At 39.9% G+C, this 21,887-nt stretch carries 15 protein-coding genes and 2 pseudogenes; all 17 read right to left on the bottom strand.

The window, feature by feature from the left end:
* Window positions 1–199: 199 nt before the first annotated feature.
* Window positions 200–2,698 (bottom strand): BREX-1 system phosphatase PglZ type A, encoded by a 2,499-nt coding sequence (gene pglZ, locus JMX18_RS01815; protein ID WP_201583161.1) that lies wholly within the window; start codon window positions 2,696–2,698, stop codon window positions 200–202.
* On the bottom strand, window positions 2,698–6,162 hold the full coding sequence (pglX, locus tag JMX18_RS01810; protein ID WP_201583153.1) for a BREX-1 system adenine-specific DNA-methyltransferase PglX: 3,465 nt from the start codon (window positions 6,160–6,162) through the stop codon (window positions 2,698–2,700). The genes pglZ and pglX overlap by 1 nt, the downstream gene beginning before the upstream one ends.
* On the bottom strand, window positions 6,162–9,767 hold the full coding sequence (gene brxC / locus JMX18_RS01805; protein WP_201583149.1) for a BREX system P-loop protein BrxC: 3,606 nt from the start codon (window positions 9,765–9,767) through the stop codon (window positions 6,162–6,164). Before brxC ends, pglX begins: the two co-directional genes overlap by 1 nt.
* A 10-nt stretch (window positions 9,768–9,777) precedes the next feature.
* Complete coding sequence (locus JMX18_RS01800; RefSeq protein ID WP_193009405.1) at window positions 9,778–10,389, bottom strand: DUF1788 domain-containing protein; 612 nt, start codon at window positions 10,387–10,389, stop codon at window positions 9,778–9,780.
* Window positions 10,390–10,401: 12 nt separating this feature from the next.
* On the bottom strand, window positions 10,402–11,001 hold the full coding sequence (locus tag JMX18_RS01795; RefSeq protein WP_201583144.1) for a DUF1819 family protein: 600 nt from the start codon (window positions 10,999–11,001) through the stop codon (window positions 10,402–10,404).
* A gap of 614 nt (window positions 11,002–11,615) precedes the next feature.
* The gene (locus JMX18_RS01790) at window positions 11,616–11,819 is read right to left on the bottom strand and encodes a hypothetical protein (protein WP_201583143.1); all 204 of its coding nucleotides are present in this window, start codon (window positions 11,817–11,819) and stop codon (window positions 11,616–11,618) included.
* An 88-nt stretch (window positions 11,820–11,907) separates the two neighbouring features.
* Window positions 11,908–12,333, bottom strand: coding sequence for a translesion error-prone DNA polymerase V autoproteolytic subunit (umuD, locus tag JMX18_RS01785; protein WP_201583142.1), 426 nt, complete (start codon window positions 12,331–12,333; stop codon window positions 11,908–11,910).
* The gene (gene umuC / locus JMX18_RS01780) at window positions 12,334–13,656 is read right to left on the bottom strand and encodes a translesion error-prone DNA polymerase V subunit UmuC (RefSeq protein WP_201583141.1); all 1,323 of its coding nucleotides are present in this window, start codon (window positions 13,654–13,656) and stop codon (window positions 12,334–12,336) included.
* Between the two features lie 286 nt (window positions 13,657–13,942).
* Window positions 13,943–14,074: pseudogene (locus tag JMX18_RS13305) on the bottom strand (IS3-like element ISPar1 family transposase); the annotation flags it as partial.
* Window positions 14,075–14,284: 210 nt separating this feature from the next.
* Window positions 14,285–15,451, bottom strand: a complete 1,167-nt coding sequence (locus JMX18_RS01775; RefSeq protein ID WP_201583135.1) for a radical SAM protein — start codon at window positions 15,449–15,451, stop codon at window positions 14,285–14,287.
* Window positions 15,448–16,215 (bottom strand): HEXXH motif-containing putative peptide modification protein, encoded by a 768-nt coding sequence (locus tag JMX18_RS01770; RefSeq protein WP_201583131.1) that lies wholly within the window; start codon window positions 16,213–16,215, stop codon window positions 15,448–15,450. Before JMX18_RS01770 ends, JMX18_RS01775 begins: the two co-directional genes overlap by 4 nt.
* Window positions 16,216–16,219: 4 nt before the next feature.
* The gene (locus JMX18_RS01765) at window positions 16,220–16,651 is read right to left on the bottom strand and encodes a hypothetical protein (RefSeq protein WP_201583129.1); all 432 of its coding nucleotides are present in this window, start codon (window positions 16,649–16,651) and stop codon (window positions 16,220–16,222) included.
* 435 nt (window positions 16,652–17,086) lie between these two features.
* Window positions 17,087–17,185, bottom strand: a pseudogene (locus JMX18_RS01760) (AlpA family phage regulatory protein); the annotation flags it as partial.
* Between the two features lie 78 nt (window positions 17,186–17,263).
* The gene (locus tag JMX18_RS01755; RefSeq protein WP_201583127.1) at window positions 17,264–17,563 is read right to left on the bottom strand and encodes an AtuA-related protein; all 300 of its coding nucleotides are present in this window, start codon (window positions 17,561–17,563) and stop codon (window positions 17,264–17,266) included.
* Window positions 17,564–18,907 carry an acyclic terpene utilization AtuA family protein gene (locus JMX18_RS01750; protein ID WP_201583125.1) on the bottom strand — a complete coding sequence of 448 codons (1,344 nt, stop codon included), beginning with the start codon at window positions 18,905–18,907 and terminating at the stop codon, window positions 17,564–17,566.
* A gap of 24 nt (window positions 18,908–18,931) precedes the next feature.
* On the bottom strand, window positions 18,932–20,221 hold the full coding sequence (locus tag JMX18_RS01745; RefSeq protein WP_201583123.1) for a CitMHS family transporter: 1,290 nt from the start codon (window positions 20,219–20,221) through the stop codon (window positions 18,932–18,934).
* A 234-nt stretch (window positions 20,222–20,455) separates the two neighbouring features.
* The gene (locus tag JMX18_RS01740) at window positions 20,456–21,829 is read right to left on the bottom strand and encodes a tripartite tricarboxylate transporter permease (RefSeq protein WP_201583121.1); all 1,374 of its coding nucleotides are present in this window, start codon (window positions 21,827–21,829) and stop codon (window positions 20,456–20,458) included.
* Window positions 21,830–21,887 lie beyond the last annotated feature (58 nt).

The following is a 21,887-nucleotide window of genomic DNA, read 5'->3' as shown; positions in this document are numbered from 1 at the left end:
TGTAAGTGTTCTTATTTATTGGGGGGATTACCGAAACGCCTGTCGCTTTTTATTTTTCTTATAACAGCAAATAATATTACTCCTAGTACCACGACCAATACCACCCAACCGAGCGTAGTTACTTCAGATGTCATTGCTATATCAGTCGTGTCCACTGCGGTATGACTCCTTTTACAGATACTCTATGCATCAAAACAGTTTAAAAATCAAAATCACTCGTAAATGAACGTCTTACTGTATATTTAAGCGATTTGTATTCTTTGTAGTGAGAAGTTCCGCCTACTTTTTCTTCTAGCTTTAAAACAACCTCTTGACCGTTAAGCTCATCGATTCTACGCGTGAAAATCAAGTTTACCTGCTGCTCACGCGCGCGCGGGTTTTCTGAGCGTAAATCGAATGTCATCTCATAGCTATCTGAGATCAACTCACCTGATTCAGTGTAGACACCTACTCTCAGTACGCGAGGCTGATTTTTTTCAGTGACAGGGGTACTTTGGTATAAGCTAACAGTAAGCTCCTCTGTAGTAATTAAAGAGTTCGATCCGCGTAAAATATCCACTTCAACTGCTGTAGTATCACTTTGCCTTTTTTTATTGATGCTAACGACGGGCACGACAACTTCCTGCAATGATGCTCCGCCATGTACAAAGCGGCTTCCCGAGCCACTAAGTCTTAAGCGATTAATCGACTTAGGTATCTGTACTTCAACATCACCAATTAAACCGAGCGCTTCAGAGCTAAACTTATGCAAGCCTGGTGAATCAACCAATCCCTTACCCAGTATAAATCGACGATCTTTATATAAGACTTCTTTGCCTCTTACTTCAGCACCTGAAAAATCGCTCTGATCTATCTCACGGTTTTGGTAAATAAAACCGTGATCAGCCGTGATTAAAATATTATTAGCATTAGCTGCTGCTAGCTTCTTAATGATTTTCATTAAATCGCTAAGCGTCTTTTCTGCCGCTTCAAACGCTTGCCCTTCTGAGTGCATTTTATCGCCAGTATGATCAATCCGATTATGATAAATATAAATGATGTCATTAGCTTTTAATAGCTCTCGACTACCATCTCTATTAAGTTGCATAAAATCATCGGCAGTGATCGCATCTCCTCGATCCTGTAATGCAGTTTTAAGTATCTTACTTCTATTGGATGTACCCTGTGAGCTTTGTCCATTCACAAGCACTGTGCCTGAAGTGTTGTCTGCTATACATAATGTCTCGTTCGGTAGTAGCGCTGCCATACCAAGCTGAGTATAGCTAGGTAACATAGACAGCATAGGCGCTATATCAGCACTATAGCGATCTTCTTGACGTATTAAGCTGACAAGTTCATCCGCTATCTCATAGCGCATGGCATCGGAGATAATAACGTATATTTTGTTGTTGTTATCTAGAAACGGTTTCACCCAATGCTTAAAGAACCTATCCTGCCTAAGAATTGGCGCAGCATTCCATTTGCTTTCAGATTCTACGAAATCCTGAAAGCGATTGCCTAATTTAAGCAAATAGTTATTAGAGTATATGTTCTCAATTTTATCATTGAGATGGTTGAGGAGTGATACTTCTCCAGACTCAAGTTTGTGGTAGATAAACTTACGATAAAGTTGATCAAGCTTATACCAAGACTGGGTATAACGCTCTACCCCTTGTACAAGGCTATCCATATCGATTTTAACTTGGTTAAATGTATCTATAAACTGCGCTGCATTATCAAGGGCTTGGTAGGTATGCTCAAACTCAGCAAACCAGTGACTCTGACGACGTTGGCGAATCCAAAAAGCGATTTGCTCAGCGGTAAAGTCACTTTGTAAGACTGCATTAGCTATCGCACTAATTATCTTATTGTCGATTAAACGAAAGTAGTCTATATCGATGAGCTGTTTAAAATCTCTACTACTAAGATCATCTCTAATATCGAGATCAGCAGAAAACTTATCGGATAACATCTCAAAGCTGTCTTGATACTGTCTACTGTCTTTCCAACGTTTCAGAAATACTAAAGCATCATTGGACAGCTTTACCTGACCATCAGTTGCCATTGCATAGCTAGACTTAAAGAGCTCAATGGCAAAATCATGAATACTAGGCTCAGTAGAGTTATAGCCATAGTAGCGATTCATTTGCTCCCAGAAAAAGCCATCAAGAGCAGATCGACTAATCAGACTCATCTTTTCATCTTTATCATTGGCTAAGTCCTGCAACAAACTCTCAACGACTGTGTCCATTTTAGGCTCGCTCTTAGCACAAACAGCCAGCATCTTTAGCTGAACCATACCTGAGCTATCACTGGGCTCTATAAGCTTACTTAGAGCATCCTTACGGCTTTTAGCGCGAAAGAACTCTGCATGATCTTTTAAGACCTCTGCAAACTCAATACCTAATGATAGCTCCGAGAGCCAGATAGCAACTTGGTCAGTACGAAATTCGCCGTGAGCCAGCTGTAAATCCAATAGCCAATTATCTAATAGCGCAGGCTGAGCACCTGCACGATAAAGCAGAAACTTTTGATTAGGCTGCTCACGTATTATTTTATATTTAACACTGAACTCATTGTTATTTAGGACGATTTTCTCAATATCTTCTAGTACTAGACTGTCAAAGTCATCACGAAGCTCATGCTTGGCATCGTACCAAAAAACAATACGATGTCTTTTAAAGAGCTGCTGTAATGCGTTGATGATGCGATCATTCATTAGCTAAGCCCCGTTACTTTCTTTAATGCTTTACCAAATTTAGGGTAGTTTACTTTTACACCATCATCTAGGTCTATCTCTATCTGTTTGGTCGCTAATGGATAGAGTACATCGCGCTCATACTCTTCCATCTCAGTAATCATTTTGTTAGTGATATCTAGCTTTTTTTGTGCTTTTGTTTTTTCACTTTGGCTTTGACTGGCACTAATATTGATCGCATTAAGCTGATCTTTATAAGCATTAAGCTTAGTACGGAATTCGCGTAGATAGTCATTGAGCACGATACTTACCGTATCGGGCTGATAGCGATGCATGTAGATAAGTGCACTGAAGTTACCACTGGTGAATAGCCAATATATCGGACGTTTCTTATAGCGTTTTACGTGATCGTCGTAGAAGTCTTTTAAAAAGTAGTCACGAATATCACGTGGCTTGTCATTTTTGCCAAGCGACTGTTCAATGAATTGCATATTACTTTCATACTGCTCTTCGCCAAAAGCTACCTTAATAAATTTACGGAAGCGCTCAACAATATCATCGCTGAACCAGCCATCATCTAAGATAGGAATAACGTTGTTTTTATCAGGTGTGAAGCTTGGCTCAGGTATTTGCTCAAGATACTGCTCGACTGTGTCGCCTTGATTGGCAAGTATTAAACCAGGCTTATCTAAGCTATAGCGACCAAACATGCAGCCAACGGCATACGAGATCAACTCGCGCATTGTATCGGCTAGCAAAAGTGCCTCTAGCTCATCATCCGTCTTATCACCGCCGTAACGGTAATAAGGATTACAGGTTAGAGTGATTTCTTTGAGGGGAACCTCTGGAGTAAGCTCATTTTGTAAGCCATAAGCGTCAATAAAAATACGATTGTTTTCTTCTTCTAACCGCTTCATATCATCGGTCATTTGCTGCCAATGATTGCGTACTTGTCTATAGGTATCCGCGAGCGTTAGCTTTCGAAAAGAATCATCAAGTAGTGGTAAGGTAGTAAAGTCCCACGAATTTTCGTAAGCGTCCCAATCTTGCTTTGCGACACCTATCAAAGATTCGACAATAAGATTAATGGAGCTTTCATCGACATCGACTAAAGGTATATTTTGAATATCACCAACATTCATATTTAACGTTGGGTTCATTAACTTTGCAATATACTCAGATATTGGTGTATTAGTTAATCCTAATAAAATATTGAGTTGCTTTTCATTTTTTGGAAATAAAGTTGGAGCAGCTAAATTAAAAATCTCATCATCACTCACAACTCTAAACGATTGTTTCGCAGAGGTAATCAATGTCCAACAAAAACCTTTTTTCCACCACAGGTATTTAGGTAAAATTCTGGCTACTCGATCTTTCCGATAATGCTTCCTAGCAGATTCCGTCCAATTGATCAAAGTGTCTAAATTACCGTACCAACGTCTAAACTTACCTCCCTTAGGATGTTTAACCCAATTCTTATCAACACCTACAGAGCTGCTACTTACTTCCCAAAGGTATCTAAGAAATTTATTGTTGTCACCTGTCTTAGTTTGTCCATCGGATATTGTTAGAGAACCAATTTTTTCATTGTTAAAAGAATTTATAATTGAAGAGCTAACCCAATAAGCTATTGGACTTCCTGGTATTTTATTAAATTCATTTGAACATGTACGATAGAACCACTGACTACTCTGATTTCTGATTGCCTCTAAAGTCTTAGGTGCTTGATTCTGAGAACCTTTAAAGTCAGTAAGCCTTATATAAGCCCCTTTATACCCTAGCTTATATTGGTTTTCTAAAGTAAAGGTACAAATTGGAACTGTCGCACCGTCAAATCCTGAGTACTCTAATTGGACTAGAGAGGTAAGTGTTTTAGTGTTTATTAAATATTTTCGTAATTTTGCATACGACAATATGAACATCCAAACAAATGGGGTCATAAAACCTAATTGACCTTTTTCAAGTGTCATCTCAGTGCTACGAACAATAAAAGCAGAAAACAAGTCAGACTTAACATCTGGATAATTAATATTTAGCCAATCACCTAGCTCACTATTCATTCCTCCACCACCCATATATGGCGGATTCGCAACGACGACATGATACTGCGGACTTAAATAATCTGCCTGTTTTAAAAGCTTAAGTACCTTTTGGTGAGTGTGACCTAAGAATAGCTGCCCTGATACATCAGTTGCTTCTAGCTGCTCTAAAATCTCAGCAACGTCCGTCAGCGCTGGTCTGATCAAAGAGCCAAAATTATTCACCTCATCAAACTGACGCAGTGTCGTCTCTAAGTCAGCCGTAAATAAATCACGACCGATGAAGTCCATATACTCATTGAGCTCATCGTCATCAAAACTGATGGGCTCAAGCACACAGATATTTGGACGTACGCCTGTATTAAAGAAGCGACGGTGACGATCTCTTGCCTTCATAGTTAAAGCAAACGCAGCCAACTCACCTGCGCGTTCATCAATCTCAATACCGTACAAGTTATGCGTTAAGATGAGCGAAGGTATCTCTGCTGCACCGTAGCCTTGCTCTTCATAAATGGTGTATAGCAGATCAAACGCATAAGTCAGCATGTGACCTGAGCCACATGCTGGATCGCAAATCTTAAGATCTTCTGGACGCTCTACCTTTAGATAATCGGAGTCATCATTATCAGCAGCGGGCTTTATATAGTATTCCATGCTGTCTGCTAGCTTGGACTCTGGGTGATTAAGCAGCCATAATCGCCCAAGCGAGTTCTCTACCAAATAACGTACGATCCAATGTGGCGTAAATAGCTGAGTAGCCGCTGGAATATTTTCTGGTGTCACTTTTTTGTTTTTTTTCAAACCTGCAAATACATCATCTTTTTTATCCGAGATGTAAAACTGATACAACCAACCAATTACCTCAACGTCTTTACAAGCGCTCGCTGGCATCGATTCACGCATATCAGCCAGTACTGAGCTGCTTGATAGTAGATCATCAGGCATTAGCAGCTCGGTATAGTCATCAATTCGCTGAAATAAGAACGGCATCGACTCATGCCACTGATTACAGTACGCGACTAGTAGCAGACGATAAACCTCTGCTTCTGGATTTTGACTGGGCGCTCTGCCATTTAACAGGTTGAGAATTTGCTCACGGACAGCTTCTGAGACCACTCGCTCATCAATGTCTCCAGCCTTTGCCAGAGCGAGTACTTCAGGTTGAGTATCTCCGGCCGCAGCAGAGACCACGAGGCTTCGGTTATAGCGATTCATATCCATAAAGCGAAGTGCACAGAAACGGTTGAACCAGATGTATGCGATACGCTCGACGATTTCCTGTTCGGACTGCTGCTTGATTAGCTCCTCTAGCTTTTTAACAGCGATAGGATTCTCACGTCTGGCTAAACTTTCTTCTGCGCGTACAAATTTGAGCTTAGTAGCGACTTGCTCAATCAAGGTGACACGTGCCTGTTGAGCAAATTTTTTGAGTTTGGTCGTTTCCATTAGATATAGATCCTTTTACCTTTACGTATTTCGCTGAGCAGTGCCTCACTCATCGCCTCTAGATAACGCTCTACATCGGTCTCGTTCTCTATCCAAGCTCGATCGTAATCCACCCTGATTTTGTTTGAGTTGATATACTCATTTTTAGGCTCACTCACCTGTTTAGGCTCAGATAGCGCAGACACTTGTGATTGGTCTTTATCACTCTTATCACCGTTGTTAGTACTTACCTTTGCAGGCGTTGGTGGTGGCTTGGGCGTTGCCATTACTACCATTTTCTGCAATAAAGTTGCATAGCCCTTGTCTTCAAAGTATCGCAATCTATCATTAATAACGGCAATCAACTTCTCTTCATTCACCTTATCAATCAGTTGTGTATAAGGAGCGTCAAGTTCTGCCTGTCTGATATCTGGAAGTTTTTTATACTCATCCATCTCTTGCATACGCGACTGCATTTGTTTAAGCGCTTCAATCGATTGGCTACGAGCTTCCTGTAGGGCATCATTGACCTTGTCTTTCAAGCTGCCTAATAGCACTTTGACCTGTTGGATCTTACTGCCTTTATATATAGAGGTATCGTTTAGACTGGCCTCAAGCACCCTCACCTGTTCTCTTTCGATATAATCAAAGTTCGCTGATTGATCTTTCAAGAAATTTTGAGTGTTATCATATATTTCTCTTTGAGAACCATTCATAAAATTGTAAATAGGATCTATCAGCTGCTCTTTGATCTTCAGAAGCTCATCTTCAATATCTTCGTTAAGGTCAGTTAAAAACCATGCGTAGGATGATTTTGAAAGCTTTTTGATTTGCTGAATAGCGGGATCTAATGCACTCAAGAAAGGATATCGTGCGGACTGTGCATACCAACCCTCCAAATCTTGTAACATCTCTTTGAATGCATCAATCGTTTCATTGCCTAGTGCTTTTGCCTCATTATTACTAGCAGGCTTAGCAAAAAAGTCTTCATAAAACTCTTTGAGATGACGAACTTGTGACGAAGAAAATTCAACTTGGGGCTCTAATACCAGGTTGCTTTGACGTTGACTATTTACTAAAGCGCGCGCAAGCTCACTGTCCTCTAATATGTTGCCATCCATTCGAACTTCGACCTTGCCATTTACACATAGCTTTGCAAGGGTGCTGAGCACAGCAGCGTATGACCATCCGTATGGTTTTTTTTCAAACTGTTCTAACAACCCTTTTACTGTCGTCCGTATAGCCGCACTAGCATTTCTTTGGATAAAAGATAATACATCACGCTCTGGCTCGGCTAATGTAGCTATATCGGCACCCAACATGTCTTGTTGGGTAGAGTCGAGAATCTTGGCAACATCAGCCTCTGTGTAAGATGCATCGCGTAGCATACGTAGATGAGGGTATGATCTAGAAACAAGCTCATTGAAGCCTTTCTCAATACGTAATTGAGCGTCTTCTGAGCTAACATTTAGCTCCGTACCTGCTACGAGTAGTTTTGCCTGACTCATGAGACTTTTTATTCGCTGTAGCAACTCGGCCTGACGCTTAGTATTTTGTTGTCCTTTCTCGCCTAAGATACGTTTTACTGTCTCTTGCTGAGCAATAGAATAATTTTGCCTGACATATTTCTCTGTACGTTTGTACATCGTTATATCACTCATCAAGCGAGAATCGGCTGGCAAGATTACAAATAATTCATCGCTAGAAAAGTTAGATTTATTAGACATCATCTCTTCATTTTCAGCATGCTCATAAAACGGGCTGATGACATTGATACCTATCTCGTATTCACGACCATATAACTTATCATCAAGCTTTCGTGAAAAAGAATAGTCTTGTCCTTGGCTACCTGATGCGCCGCTACTGTAACGAATCTTGCGACTTTTAATCACTTGATCAAAGATTATGCTTTCAAGCTCACTAGCCACATCAGCTGCTTCTACTTCCGTATTTTTTATCTCTTCTTCAATATCTTTTTCTTCGTCCGTCAAATACTCGTACATATCTCCTGTACGTTGTACATAGGTCTCATCCTCTAGTAGATTAAGCGCCTCTTCAACACGCTGACGGAGTACAGCTACATCCTCACCAAAGCTACTTAGCATTAAAACACAGATATTACGAATTGTGGATTTGAATCCATCAACATATTTCACTAAAAACAAGGCTTTTAATACTTGTACTGCAAATTTGTTATCTAAATGGGTTTCTGCATTGATGACAGCTCGTTGGATGTTTGACTTCAATGCGGTACGAATACCTTCAAACATTAAATCAAAAGTTGCTAGCTGACCTATGTCATGATCACCTACTTTTATTGCTACTTGTTGAAACACACCCAACATCGAACGCTCACCAACTGAGCTATGCTTACCCTCAAAAGCATTATGTAATGATAGATCAGCAATCGCAGACTGAAACAAGCTGAACTGGTAAGGGATGAATGGATAGCTGTTTATAAAGTGTTCTTTGTCTTTAAAATTTCTATATGTCTGTGATCCATCAGCGAAATCAAACAGCGTTTTAAAATTGTTTGACTGATTATCATATATGCCAGATAGCAACTTAGCACCTTCATCTGTCTTAACGAGGAGACGCTTTTGGATAACTTCTGCTACGTTGGCACTGGTTAGCTTCATACGGTTAGCAAAGCGAGCTTGAATTTTTGAAAAGTCATTACTTTGTTGCTTGCCCATCTCACCAACAACAGTCCCCATATCTTCTTGGGCGGTTACAATAATCCAAGAACGCCCACGAGACTTGGTCGCTAAGCTCTCAGCGATAGTCTGAAGGTTGGTCATAAGCTTAACGTTTTCAGCTATATATTGCCCCACCTCATCAACAAAGAAGTTTAGACGAAACTCAGTGTAGCCATTTTCTTTAATCTGACGCTCAATATAATCATCAACTTGAGAAGCGAAATCTTCAATCGATACATGATACTGACTACGGTATTTATCTAAAATACCCATAGCTAGCGCCTGATCTTCTCCAGTAACCTGACTATAAGCTTGAGCAATATTCTTTGCTTCAAGTATTGCCTGCTCACGTCCTTTTTCCCAAGGCTTATTAGCGATAGATTCATATGCCTCTTTGAAGCTACCATAAAGTTTTCGACTATCGAGGTCACGTTCAAACTGAGCAATATGTCCCTGCTTACCGTAGTAGCCACACATTTCATCGAAAACTTTAACAAATACTGCCAATAAAGCATCAACCTGTGTCTTACTAATAACATCTGCTTTTTGATCAATGTTAAACAAAATGCTTTTAGAGGGAATCGTAACCGCGTTTTTGATACCAGAGCTTAACGCATCATTGTCCCCACATTTAGGTAAGAATAACTCCAGTGCCGATGTGTTATCTATTTGGCGATTCTCAAGTAATAGCGCCAACATTTTCAATAAGTGAGATTTTCCCGAACCAAAAAACCCAGAAAGCCAGACACCATTAGCAACCTGATAGTCATTGTAAGCATCGAAAAATGATATTAGACGATTTTCTACTTCATCTGTTAATACATACTCTTCTAACTCTAGGCGTAGGCTGGCTTCATCGTCAGCTTTAATTACACCTTCAATTGGACGGTTTACTGGTTTTTGAAATATTGTTTTAAGGGCAGTCATATCTGTCTCATTATGCTTCACAGTGATAAATGTTGAATGCTCGATAGTATTTGTCATCATGCAGTCTGCCAAATAAATCAAGCGATGCGCCAGACTCTAAAGAATGAGTGTAGGCTCCTGGAAAAAAGATAACGGTTGGTTTTTCTTTGGCTGTACTTTGTAAGTTATTCAAAACGTTATGCGAACGTATATACGGGAAAACCTCACCAACACCTGATAGAAAAAGAACATCGTATTCTGTACTACTTAGCTTCTTAGCAATCGCTGGTGCCAAATGAGACTCAGGATCTAAGACTCCTTGAAGCAACTCTTTCAGCTGTTCCTTGTCAATCTGCTGTTCCATTTCTAGTATCTGATCAAAAATTTCGCGTTCTTTGAGTAGCTCTATAGACAGATCGTACAAATTTATAGCCAAGATATTGATACCATTTTTCTGTAACTGCTTAGTTAATTGGTCTTCAAGACGCAGCATCTCGTTTGATTCTTCAGGCCTAAAAGGACAAATGAAAAATGGAACCTCATTCCCTAGGCCTTGCATCTTAAGGAAATTCTCACTTGAAATGACAGAAAAAAGATGATCATAACTTTTTTTATCACATGCTTGTACGTTGCTCATAGTCATGACAGCACTTCCTTATATTGCATTTTCAGAAATCGTGAAGTATTTGATATCTCTACTACCATTACGCTTTATCGTTTCTATTAGTCTTGAGCTCAACATAGTGGCTTGAATGTTGTTTTTGCTGTCTAAGAAATTGGCATCACGAAGCATTTTAAATAATACCTGTCTAAGCTTTTTCCTCGTACTGACACTTAAACTATCAAGCTCACTATGCCAATCACACTTTCTATTCAGAAACGTATCAAAATCTGAGTGCTGAAGGTCTGGTTTGAAAGTGATAAAGCGCTCTCGTAGTACTTCAGTAGCAAAATCAGCAATAAAGCGATAGTAACGACAAATTGCAATCCACAGCATATAGGCTTGATCTTGGTACTCAGACTCTGTAAGTAACGTAAGCTCTTCAATATTAAGTGTACTCAAGCGAGCTATAATTTCATGGCTTAAGCGTTTAAGTGTACTTAATGCTCTAGATTGAAGTAAATTCTCAGAGATCACTTTGTCTTTCACTAAATCCCAGTCGCCTACTTCAAGATATAACTTGGCTATCGTTACTGACTCTGTCTGAAGTAGCGCACCAGCTGTAAATGACATGTTGTATTTTTGGCTATTCATCTATTTTTAACCTGCTTAAAAAACGCTTAACCTGCATATAGAGGTTGATCGTTTTGGATAATGCTTATTGTTTATTGCTATAAGGTAACGCAGGCCAGTATTGTACATGGTTCTGTATATTGCTTAAACAACATAAAAGACGTATTTGCATATGTATGTTGAACAACATAACTCATTTTCATGAAATGAAATTTATATATCTTAAAATTAATAACAGGCATTTAAATGCTATGGCATTTCTTAATCGCTATATAATGCATATTGATTGCATTTTGGTATACATCAGATGATTGATTTCAAATTCGATACTGTTGATTTATTCATAAATAACACTGAATAGATTATGTCGTTGTCTTTAGTGACAACGATATCGTTAGGTATTCATTTTTTAACATTAACTGATTGGGATTACGAAGTCGTTTATACAATCGCTTTGCTCTTATATAAACTTCGCTTTTTATACGTTACGCCACGCCGTAACATACCATATGCAGCAACGGTTATTTTGAACATTCTGCTATATGTCGGGAGAAAAACAACTTACTCCCGTAAACATGGGGTTTTTAACAACATTGACACTCAAAAAAACGCGAGATTAAAAACCTCACTTCTAGCTATATCTCTAAATGTGGCGCTTGTGACTGTCTGATCCGCTGATCTGACTTCGCTTGAATATCTTTACCCCAATTTGTTGCTCTTGCAGACACCAGCTGACGGTAGTTCTCATCCTCGCTCATTTGTATGGCGTTCAGTGCTGACCTATCTATCCATCCTTGTACCAAATCACTAGACTCACTTTGCTCTATTTTATCAGTCATTGCTTTGCTCCCTTGATTGACATTAATAATACTCGTTACTGCTAACGTGTTATCTGCTATAAATCTGACTTCGCTTATTATCCTACCCTCATCGCTTAAACCGTCTAATGCTACTCGACACCACACCGAACAGCTCAACCGATCCTTTAACCACGATATCGGCATAATTCTCATTGTGCGCTCGCAGTATGATGTTCTTACCCAGTATCAATTGCTTAGCAGTAAAGCCATCATCTATTAGCGCAATCACAATGTCTTTATGACAAGCTGTCAGTGAGCGATCAACGATTAAGATGTCATTGGGGTAGATACCGATATTGACCATACTGTCCCCTTCCACCTCGACCAGATACGTCGATGCGGGGTGGCGTATGAGTAGCGTGTTCAGATCAATACGGTTTTGTACATAGTCAGTGGCTGGGCCTGGAAAGCCCGCTTTTACTTTATCGCTGTATAAAGACAGCAATACCGTTTCACCTTCATTGGTGAGCTTACCGATTATTTTGACGGTCATCTAATGCACCTTAGGCAATTGATTGATATTGGTGGTATAGCATGGTGATAGCATGTCTCGGTTCATCTGCCATGACTGCTTATCTTTAATGCCTTCACTGGCGATAAACACTGCTGCTTGCTGATGACTGTTCTGTCCGTACTTTTTATTGAGCTCATCCATGATGGCAGTGACTTCACCTCTTTTGTCAGCACTTTTCTTTGTACTTTCATTCTCACTGTTGTCTTTGCTCTGATCTTCTGCAAACAAATCAAGCTGCACCTCATCATGCTGACAAATGCCAAGCAGCATCACACCCGCTTTCGCGTAGCGTACCTCTTCTTTATAGATCACCTTTAAGACTTGTCTAGCAGCGGTGACCATCACTCTGGTGTCTGCGGTAGGCGTGATGAAGTGATAGTCACCAGAGATAAAGACATAGGGCTCATTTTTACTAAAGGGGCTGTTCTTAGCAAAGACCGTGATATAAGCACAGAGGCTGTCTTGCTGTCGTAGCTTACTGGCCGCTTTTGCCACATGAGCACAGATTGACTCGCTAAGGGCTTGCTGGTCGGTGATGCGCTCGGAGAAAGAACGCGAGGAGATGATTTGCTTTTTAGGCGCTATGCTCTCAATACCCAGACATGACTGACCGTTTAACTCTAAGCAGGTGCGCTCTAGTACCACCCCAAAGTGTTGACGGATTTTGGCAGGCTCACAGATGGCTAACTGGTAGACGGTATGAATGCCCATTTCATTAAGCCTAACTTTATAACGACGCCCTACGCCCCATAGCTCACCGACATCGGTTATCTGCATGATGCGGCGTATCCATCTGATATGGTCTAACACACAGACGCCTTTGGTGGCGGGATATGTCTTAGCTGCATGATTGGCAAGTTTTGCCATGGTCTTGGTAGTACCGATACCGACACCCACTGGAATACCCGTGTGCATCTCGACAATGGCTTTAAGCTTATGTCCGTAAGCACTGAGATCTTGCATGGCAACAGGATAATCAGCTAGGTATAAAAAGGCTTCATCAATGGAATAGACTTCAACCGTTGGACAGAGGGTCTCTAAGGTGGTCATGACACGCTGGGAGATATCGGCATAAAGGGTATAGTTGGAGCTAAACACAGTGACGTCGTTCTGCTCACAGAAGTCTTTAACTTGAAAGTACGGCACACCCATCTTAATACCTAATAGCTTTGCCTCACTTGATCGAGCGACGACGCAGCCATCGTTGTTGGACAGCACGACTACTGGCTTATCCTTCAAGTCAGGACGAAAGAGCTTCTCACAGTTGGCATAAAAGCTGTTGCAGTCGATGAGCGCATACATGGCAGACTCTTTAAGTGGACGGCATAAAAACAGAATGACATCCAAGCACTCATATTAAAGTGTTTGGATAGGATGGCTTTGATTGTAGAGATAAGACGATCTAAATTTCAAGGGACAAAAAACTATAGACGACGACGGTTGTCGTAAGGATTTTAGGATGGGTAGTATATTTTTGTATGAATGATTGAATAATTTATTATTTAGATAATAAATCAAATACTTCTTTGTACCTGTATCACGCTGCAGACCATCGTTCACGGTACTTCTTATTATTCATCAACAATCGATTTGAGAGTGGCTGTATTGACGCTCCGTATCGGTAGTAGCTTATCTTTGATCTAATATCCGATAGTTTTACAAAACATTCTAAGGCTTCGGCTTTAAATTCTGCACTGTAGGTTCTTATTTTCTTAGTCATGATAAACTCCGATTAATTCGCTTAGTTTACCAAGTTTATCTCTACGGTTTCTTTAGCATAGCTCAGTGAAGTCTATAACTTAATAATGCTCAGGAATTAAATCTAGATATGCAATTCCCAACTTATATACAAAAATTTTTGAAAAACCTATTACTTATACTATATTTATTAATTCTTGGAAGGTGATATAAATTGAAGCTTTATTAAGATTTAATTTAATTCATAAACAGGTATGAGCATGTCATCTAGTACTCCTGGATCAATATTGCCGACTTGGCGAGCTGCATTAGAGACACATCGCGTAACATGATCCCAAATGTACATGAGGTCATCACACCATACCGAGGGGTTGTCGAACCCACGCTGTTGATCCCATCTATGCGGTAAATACCCACCACGGCAAACCTCAGCATGTCTGCAAGATTTACATCCTGTAGGAATTGTACGTTGAGAGTCTATAATCGTACGAATCTGTGCATTTCCAGAAAGGCTGAGTAAGTCTATAGACTCTGAAGTTTCTGTCATACTGTTGTTACAAACTTTTAGAACATCTAACAATTCATACTCGCCATTTGTTTCATAAATGAGGTAAGCAAGGTTTTCGCTACCAAAAGCGTCTGTACGTCCCCGCCACCCCAAAACTGACGCCACCATATCAGAAAACAGTCCAACCCTAATTCTTTCTGGTTCAGCAAGCCAAAGATCAAATGCTTCTTGCAAAAAACGTCCAACTGCTAATGCTGGTAAATCAGGGTAATAGCTGTCACGTGTATCACGTGACACATCTGGGATCAAGAAACTAAAATTATGTGGTGCGAGTAATTTAAGTGCACGATAGGTGTCTGCTCCATTAGCATAAGGGTTAATCACACATAAGAGACCAAAGGGCATGTCAGTTTCATGCAACAAATCAATACTTTTACGAACCCTATCAAAAGTGCCTCGTCCACGTTTATCAACACGGAATCGATCATGTTCAGCTTTTGCTCCATCAATACTGATTGAGAGTGATATTGCGTTGTCTTTCAAAAACTTCACCCAGTCAGTACTAAGTAGGATTCCATTAGTCTGCAGTGAAAATGTAATGTCAGGCACATAACTTCGCATAATGTTAACGTAATCCTGCAACCTCTTTCGTCCTGCAACAAGTGGCTCGCCGCCATGAAATACAATTTTTCGAGTCACATCAGAATGGATATGACTGGTCGCCGCAATATCACGTCCAAGACGGTGTACGTCATCTTCCAATAAGAACCTTGGCAAATGCGCATGAGCATCACTTTGATGATTATACACATAGCAGTAAGAACAATTTATATTGCAAATCTGTGTCAATTTAACCACAAATGTAGTTGGCATCTCGACTGTGTCTCTCATGGCAAAGCCTCAATTAATTTACGTCCATAAGACGTCAGAAAATGTTGGTTTTCTGCAATAGTTTGACCCAATGCAAGTGTGTCTTGCAACGCCCTTACTTCATGGTTATGTTTTGGAGACTGCCCTATCATACACGCAATATTGCATGCGGCATGATAAGCGAAGACAACCCGTTCGAGCGGACGATCTCGCCGCATAAATATAGAATAAACCTCTGGCGCATCCTTTTGCGTGACAGCATCACTTTGAACAGTTGTGACATAGTGTAAATGGCTTGCCTCATGTATGACCATCTCGGCAATACAATGTGAAGCAGGGTTTCCAGAAATTCTAATGGTGTCCGGTGACTGCGATGATGAGCCGCTATTCAAGGTTTTAGTATCATCAAGATCAACCAAAATATAGCGTACTCTCATTATTACCCATTCTCGGTAGTTCAACGAGAGATTCATTAAAGCTGTCTTTAGTGACTCAATACGAATATCCGCCTCATTGGATGCTATTGTGCGCCTAGAAAAAAAAGTTATAAATAACACAGCAGCCACAGCTTCACGCGTTTCCAATTTCATCAAATATATGCGGGTATAGCATCCGTTCTGATCTTGGGAATCACCAGAGCTAAGTATAATTGTTTCAGCATTGCTCAAAACATTGAAGACATCGATAAGTTCGCGGCCCAATAGTAATACAGATGACAAAGCCACCTGTGATAGCTCCTTCCTATCTATATCAGAGGGAGCCGCTACAAAGTCTACTGTTACCATGGCTTCACTTCTTAAACCCTTTCACTTCAGCTTCAATCACATTTCTTAAACGTTCTCGAACTTCAGGGTGCCGTAAAACAGATGATACCTTAAGAGGTGTATCAAGGCCTTCAATCTCACCAGGTTGAATGATAAGGTCACGACCAGGTAAACCACTATCCTTAAGACCCTCAAGATCACCTGTCTCCTTAGTAAAATCACTCTTGGTATAGGTGCCACCTTTTGTGTATGAATCTGGTGGTCCTTCTTTAGTATAAGTCCCACCTTTCTCATAGTTAGCTACGGGACTGAACTCTAGGTCCATACGATCTGCAATGGTTGCTGCAATATTTGGTGGGAGCACCGTAGTAAACTCTTGCTCCCCCACTATTCCTGCCAATTCTTTAATACGTGTTTCTAGCTCTAGAATTGCGTTTTTTTTGGAGTTTTCTGACATCTTCTTCACCCTTAATATTTATGTGCATTAGTCGAGTACTTTCCTTAGCACTATGATTTATTAATGTACTAAACAACTACCACCCCTTTAGGCAGTATTTGGGATACAGATAATTTATTACTTTTTATTTCTTATAAAAACAATAGTTCATTTTAGAAACAAAGTCTACAAATATTTGCTTATTATACGAATAAAGGAGTATATTTTAAAAAATCTCAGTTTATTTTCTGTTAGCTCTACCTGTAATTCACTCAAAATAAACCTGCTCAATAAAAAAAACTTATATAAGTGAGTCATGATAACTACGACTAACTTATATAAGTTTAAGTAGGAGAAAGCCCCATAAGGCTCATTAAAGATGATCTTTCTAACCTAAAAAACGAAAAATCTAAAATAAACCGCCCTAAACATTGATGTTAAGACGGTTTGACAGGATTAGACTGAGCGCTCACTTATCTTAGTATTAATCCATTCTGCAATCTCACTCGCGACCCACACTACCCTTACCTGCGTAAGCTGTACCTTCTTAGGGAACGTTGGATCATGATGATATAAGGGTTTACATGGTCAAGCTTTGCCGCTTACTATAATGCTGTTTGAACTCTTATTTGTTTATATGTCTAAATCTAGTAATTTGGAGCTTAGACTTTTTCCGTGCATATCCTGTGCTAAGGATTTTGTAACCCCTCCCCCTAATGCGCCAGTCATAACAAAATTGAATGCACTAAGATTCGGCAGCTCATAACGGGTGACTTCACCTTGTACGATGTCTTTGAACCATTCTTTCACTACTTCCTCAGTAACTCTTTCTTTAATTAATTCATAGTCTTCATCTTTAAATGCTATAAGAGAAATATTTGATATATTCCCTTTATCGCCCGTACGGGAATGTGCTATTTCACGTAATTTCATTTATTTTACCTCACGATATGAGATTTTAATATCCGTGTCTGCTTCTGGAATCAAAATTGAACCTATTGAAACGATCTCTTTAATATTTGAGCGGATTCCGCCACCACCTGCTGGGCCATTGGTATAAAGAGACTCCACTTCTCGAACAATAGCCTTAGCAATTACATCATCTTCAGCTCTTGCAGCAACACGGAGTCTCACCTCCAGCATTTCCTGCGTATTGGGGATGTCATTTCCATATAAAGAATTAAGTCCGATAAAGTCATAACGAATCTCAACGGGTTCAATATTTTCGGCGGCCAGTCTTTTCTGGATGATTTCTTTTGCTAACCTTGCTCTTTTAACGGAACCTGAACCGCCATAGCTGATTTCTGCCTCAGCAATGTACCCCTCTTTATATCCTATACTGGTTTTTAGCAAGCCCGTCTTTTTTTTACCGGAGCCGCCAAACACTTTAACAACATTGTCTTCTACTTCCTCGACTTGAACATTAGAAAAATCCGCAATGACATCTGGTGTTAGGTAATTAGCCGGATCATGAATTTCATAAAGTAGCTGTTCTTTTACCGTTGCTAGAGAAACCACACCACCAGAGTCATTCAGTTTCGTAATATAATAATCACCTTTTTCATCTACTTCCATGATTGGAAAGCCTACGTTCCAAAGCTCAGGCACCTCTTTATATCCAGGGTCTGCAAAATAGCCTCCAGTGATTTGAGCGCCACACTCCATTAGATGACCTCCTATCGTTCCTTTACCTAGAAGTTCAGTATCTGCAAAAGACCAGCCAAATTCATAAATCATGGGTGCAAGGAATAAGGAAGGATCAGCTGCTCGACCAGTAATAATTATGTCCGCACCTGCTTCAAGTGCTTCCACAATACCTCTTGCTCCAATATAAGCGTTAGCAGAAACGATTGCCGATCCTAGCTCTTTAATATGCTTATTATTTTCTAACAGTTTTTGATCTTGATATCGATCTATTCTTGATAAAACATCATCTCCAGTTACCGCCGCGATTTTTAGGTTATGCAGACCTTGCTTTTGGGCAATTTGTTTTACCCGTTCAGCAGCTGCTTCTGGATTTGCAGCACCCATATTCGTTACTATCTTCACATTTTTTTCTACACAAAGAGGTAAAACTTGCTCCATTCGATACTCAAGAAGACTATCATAACCCTCTTTTATATTTTTCATTTTTCGCTGCTGTGCAATGGCAATCGTTCGTTCTGCAAGGCATTCAAAAACAATATAATCGACTTCCCCATATTGAATGATATCAAGCGCTGGTTGTAGCCTGTCATCTGAATAACCAGCCCCAGACCCTATTCTGATTGATTTCATAATCTAACCTCCATGTAGTACTATTTATATAATGACACCTGTGATAACTGCCACGATAGTCATAACAATTGTGGTACCAAATGCCCATTTGAATACGAATTTTTGATGATCAGCAAGTTCTACCCCTGCCAAACCAATTAATAAGAATGTTGATGCTGTCAGAGGGCTCAATGGAAATCCAGTAGTCATCTGCCCCAGCATAGAAGCTTGACCGATTTGTATTGGATCAAGTCCGTATGCACTAGCAGTCTCTGCAAGAATTGGCATGACCCCAAAATAATAAGCATCTGGAGTGAAAATCAAACTCAATGGCATACTTATTGTGGCTACAATAACTCCCATAGAACCGCCTACAGTATCTGGAATGATATTGACTAACGAAGTAGCCATAGCAGTGATCATACCTGTACCTGAAAGAATACCGGTGAAAATACCAGCAGCAAAAATAATGGAAACTACTGTAATCATGCCAACGGATTGTGCTCTTATTTGATCCATTTGATCATTTGGTTTAGGGTAATTTATTAGGACAGCGACTGCAAAAGCTACCATAAAGACTACTGGTAGAGGGAGCCAGACTTGAACCAGTGCTACTATAGTCAAGATGGTTAAAACCAAATTGAACCAGAAAAGTTTCGGACGGCGCATACTGCGTTCTTCTTCAGTCAACTCGTCATGCAAACTATGCTCCATATCCTGAACACCCAAGCGTTTACGCTCTTTTTTTCCGACTAGATATGCCACGAAAATAATCCAAACTACTCCAGCTACAAAAGCAGGAATTAGAGGATTAAATAATTGAGCAGTGCTGACGTCTAGCGCAGCTGCGGCCCGTGCTGTTGGACCTCCCCAAGGAGTTAAATTCATTGTGCCAGCACCGAGAGCGACCATACCGGCTAGAATAATCCGGTTCATCCCTAACTTATCGTATAACGGCAGCAGCGCAGGAATGGTGATCAAAAAAGTAGAAGCTCCAGATCCGTCTAAGTGAGCAACCATCGCAATAACGACAGTTCCTATTGTAATTTTTATCGGATCACCTTTAACCAGTTTTAAGATTTTCGAAATTAATGGATCAAACAAACCCGCATTGTTCATCACTCCAAAAAATAAAATAGCAAACCCTAACATGATTCCCGTAGGGGCAACACTAACGATGCCGTCCAACATAAAGGTTCCTAACTCACTACCGAATCCACCTATTAGAGCGAAAACGACAGGAACTAGAATTAGTGAAACGATCACGGATACTTTCTTAGTCAGTATCAGACCCAAAAATACAAAAATTGTCAAAAATCCCAGTAAAGCTAACAAATGCATTCTCCCTTTGAAAGTTAAGTTCTTCCTTGTCATTTAATTTTATTGATTTCTCTACTGCTTAATGAAACCAATCTAAGTGTCCAGACAATTAGATCATTAAGTCTTACTCTACAATGTTTGAGCATAGCTCTGTAAAAGCTCAAAAGTATTTGACTAACTACGAAAAACATTAGCTTTTAAATACTTTGATTGCGGCTTAGCTGAATATGTCTATACAAGATCGAAGCATTAAAGAATGGCAGGGATAGATAAAATAGCAACGTAGTAACCCATGAATTGACACCCAGTATTAAAGGAAAAGTGTTTTGATAAAAGCCCACCTAACAACCCAAGTGATATAACTGTAAACACCCCTACTAACCCTCCTTCCCATATACTGATTACTAGAATCAGACCGATGAAGGTAGCGATAATCGCTTCATGGCTAATTTTTTTAACTACAAATAGAGCTGCATTTCTAGCGTAGTTCATGGAAAAAGGGTAGGCAATCATAGCGGCAAGTATTACAGACAGTATTCCATAGAAAAGAAAATCCATAGGGCTAAGTAAGTGATGCAGGTTATTACCAGCCATCTCTGCAGTCTCAACATTAAAAACAGGAGGCGCATTGAATAAAGGGGCTGCTGGACCAGCAGCAACTGGACTAAGCGGTAAACCAAAAGCAATTAATGGAATTAGCGCTTCTGCAATATAAGTAGACTCAGTAACACCATTCTTAGAAGAAAGCACGGTAGTCAGTCGATGATATGTATTTTTAATACGCGACCCTACGAACTCTCCCAATATAACAGTCATAGCTACAGGACTAAATACGAAAGTAGCACTAGATATCAGTGAAGTTATCACTGTAAATTTAATCTGCGTCCTATCCAAAATTTTGAACGGATTAGGAAAATAGCCCTGCCATAACTTCAAATCAGGTGCTATTTGAATCTCATTTTCCTTTTCTCTAGATTGCGCTTTTCTTCCTATAGGACTCATAACTGTAAATAAATCAGCTATTAAAGGACCAATAGCAATGGCTAAAAAGTAGGTGACACCAAGTTTAGTATCATATTGTCCTGTAAAAGCCTTCAGAGCCAGGATAAAAGTCACAAAGGGGATTAGTATAAGTACTGAAGCCCATTTACCTTTAGAGAAATAAGCAATTAATATAGCTGCTATTAAAAATATCCATGGCGCAAATTTAGTAATAATATCGCCAAACGGAGCTAGAATTAATGCAAAACCAACGGCTGCAACAACAGCAATAAAAGCAGATATTATCGAGCTCGAAATCATTTTTTTGAGGGCAATATGTGGTATGCCTAACTTTCTTAAGAGATCGGCTTCTTCCAACATTGGAGTCGCCATTGTGTCTCCAGGGATACCTAAGAGCGCTGTTGGTATTGCATGAGTCATATGTTTAGAAACAGCCCCTGCCATCCAAAAGGTAAAAACCGCTGCTGGTGGCGCACCAATTATTATCACCATTAAGGTAAGCGGTACCATTGTTGCTGTTTCGTCTGTTCCAGAGACCATGCCAATTAACGAAAAAACAATAGCTCCAGCTAAGCCGTACATAAGAGCCGGCCAAAACTGAATCAAAATTTCATGTAACATTACCTTCTTCCTTGAAGTCTGTATCAGTTATTAGTAAGAAATATAAATATGTTTGAAC

The organism is Psychrobacter jeotgali (assembly GCF_904846315.1).
GTDB classification, from domain to species: domain Bacteria; phylum Pseudomonadota; class Gammaproteobacteria; order Pseudomonadales; family Moraxellaceae; genus Psychrobacter; species Psychrobacter jeotgali.
This window is presented reverse-complemented; position numbering and strand designations above follow the sequence as displayed.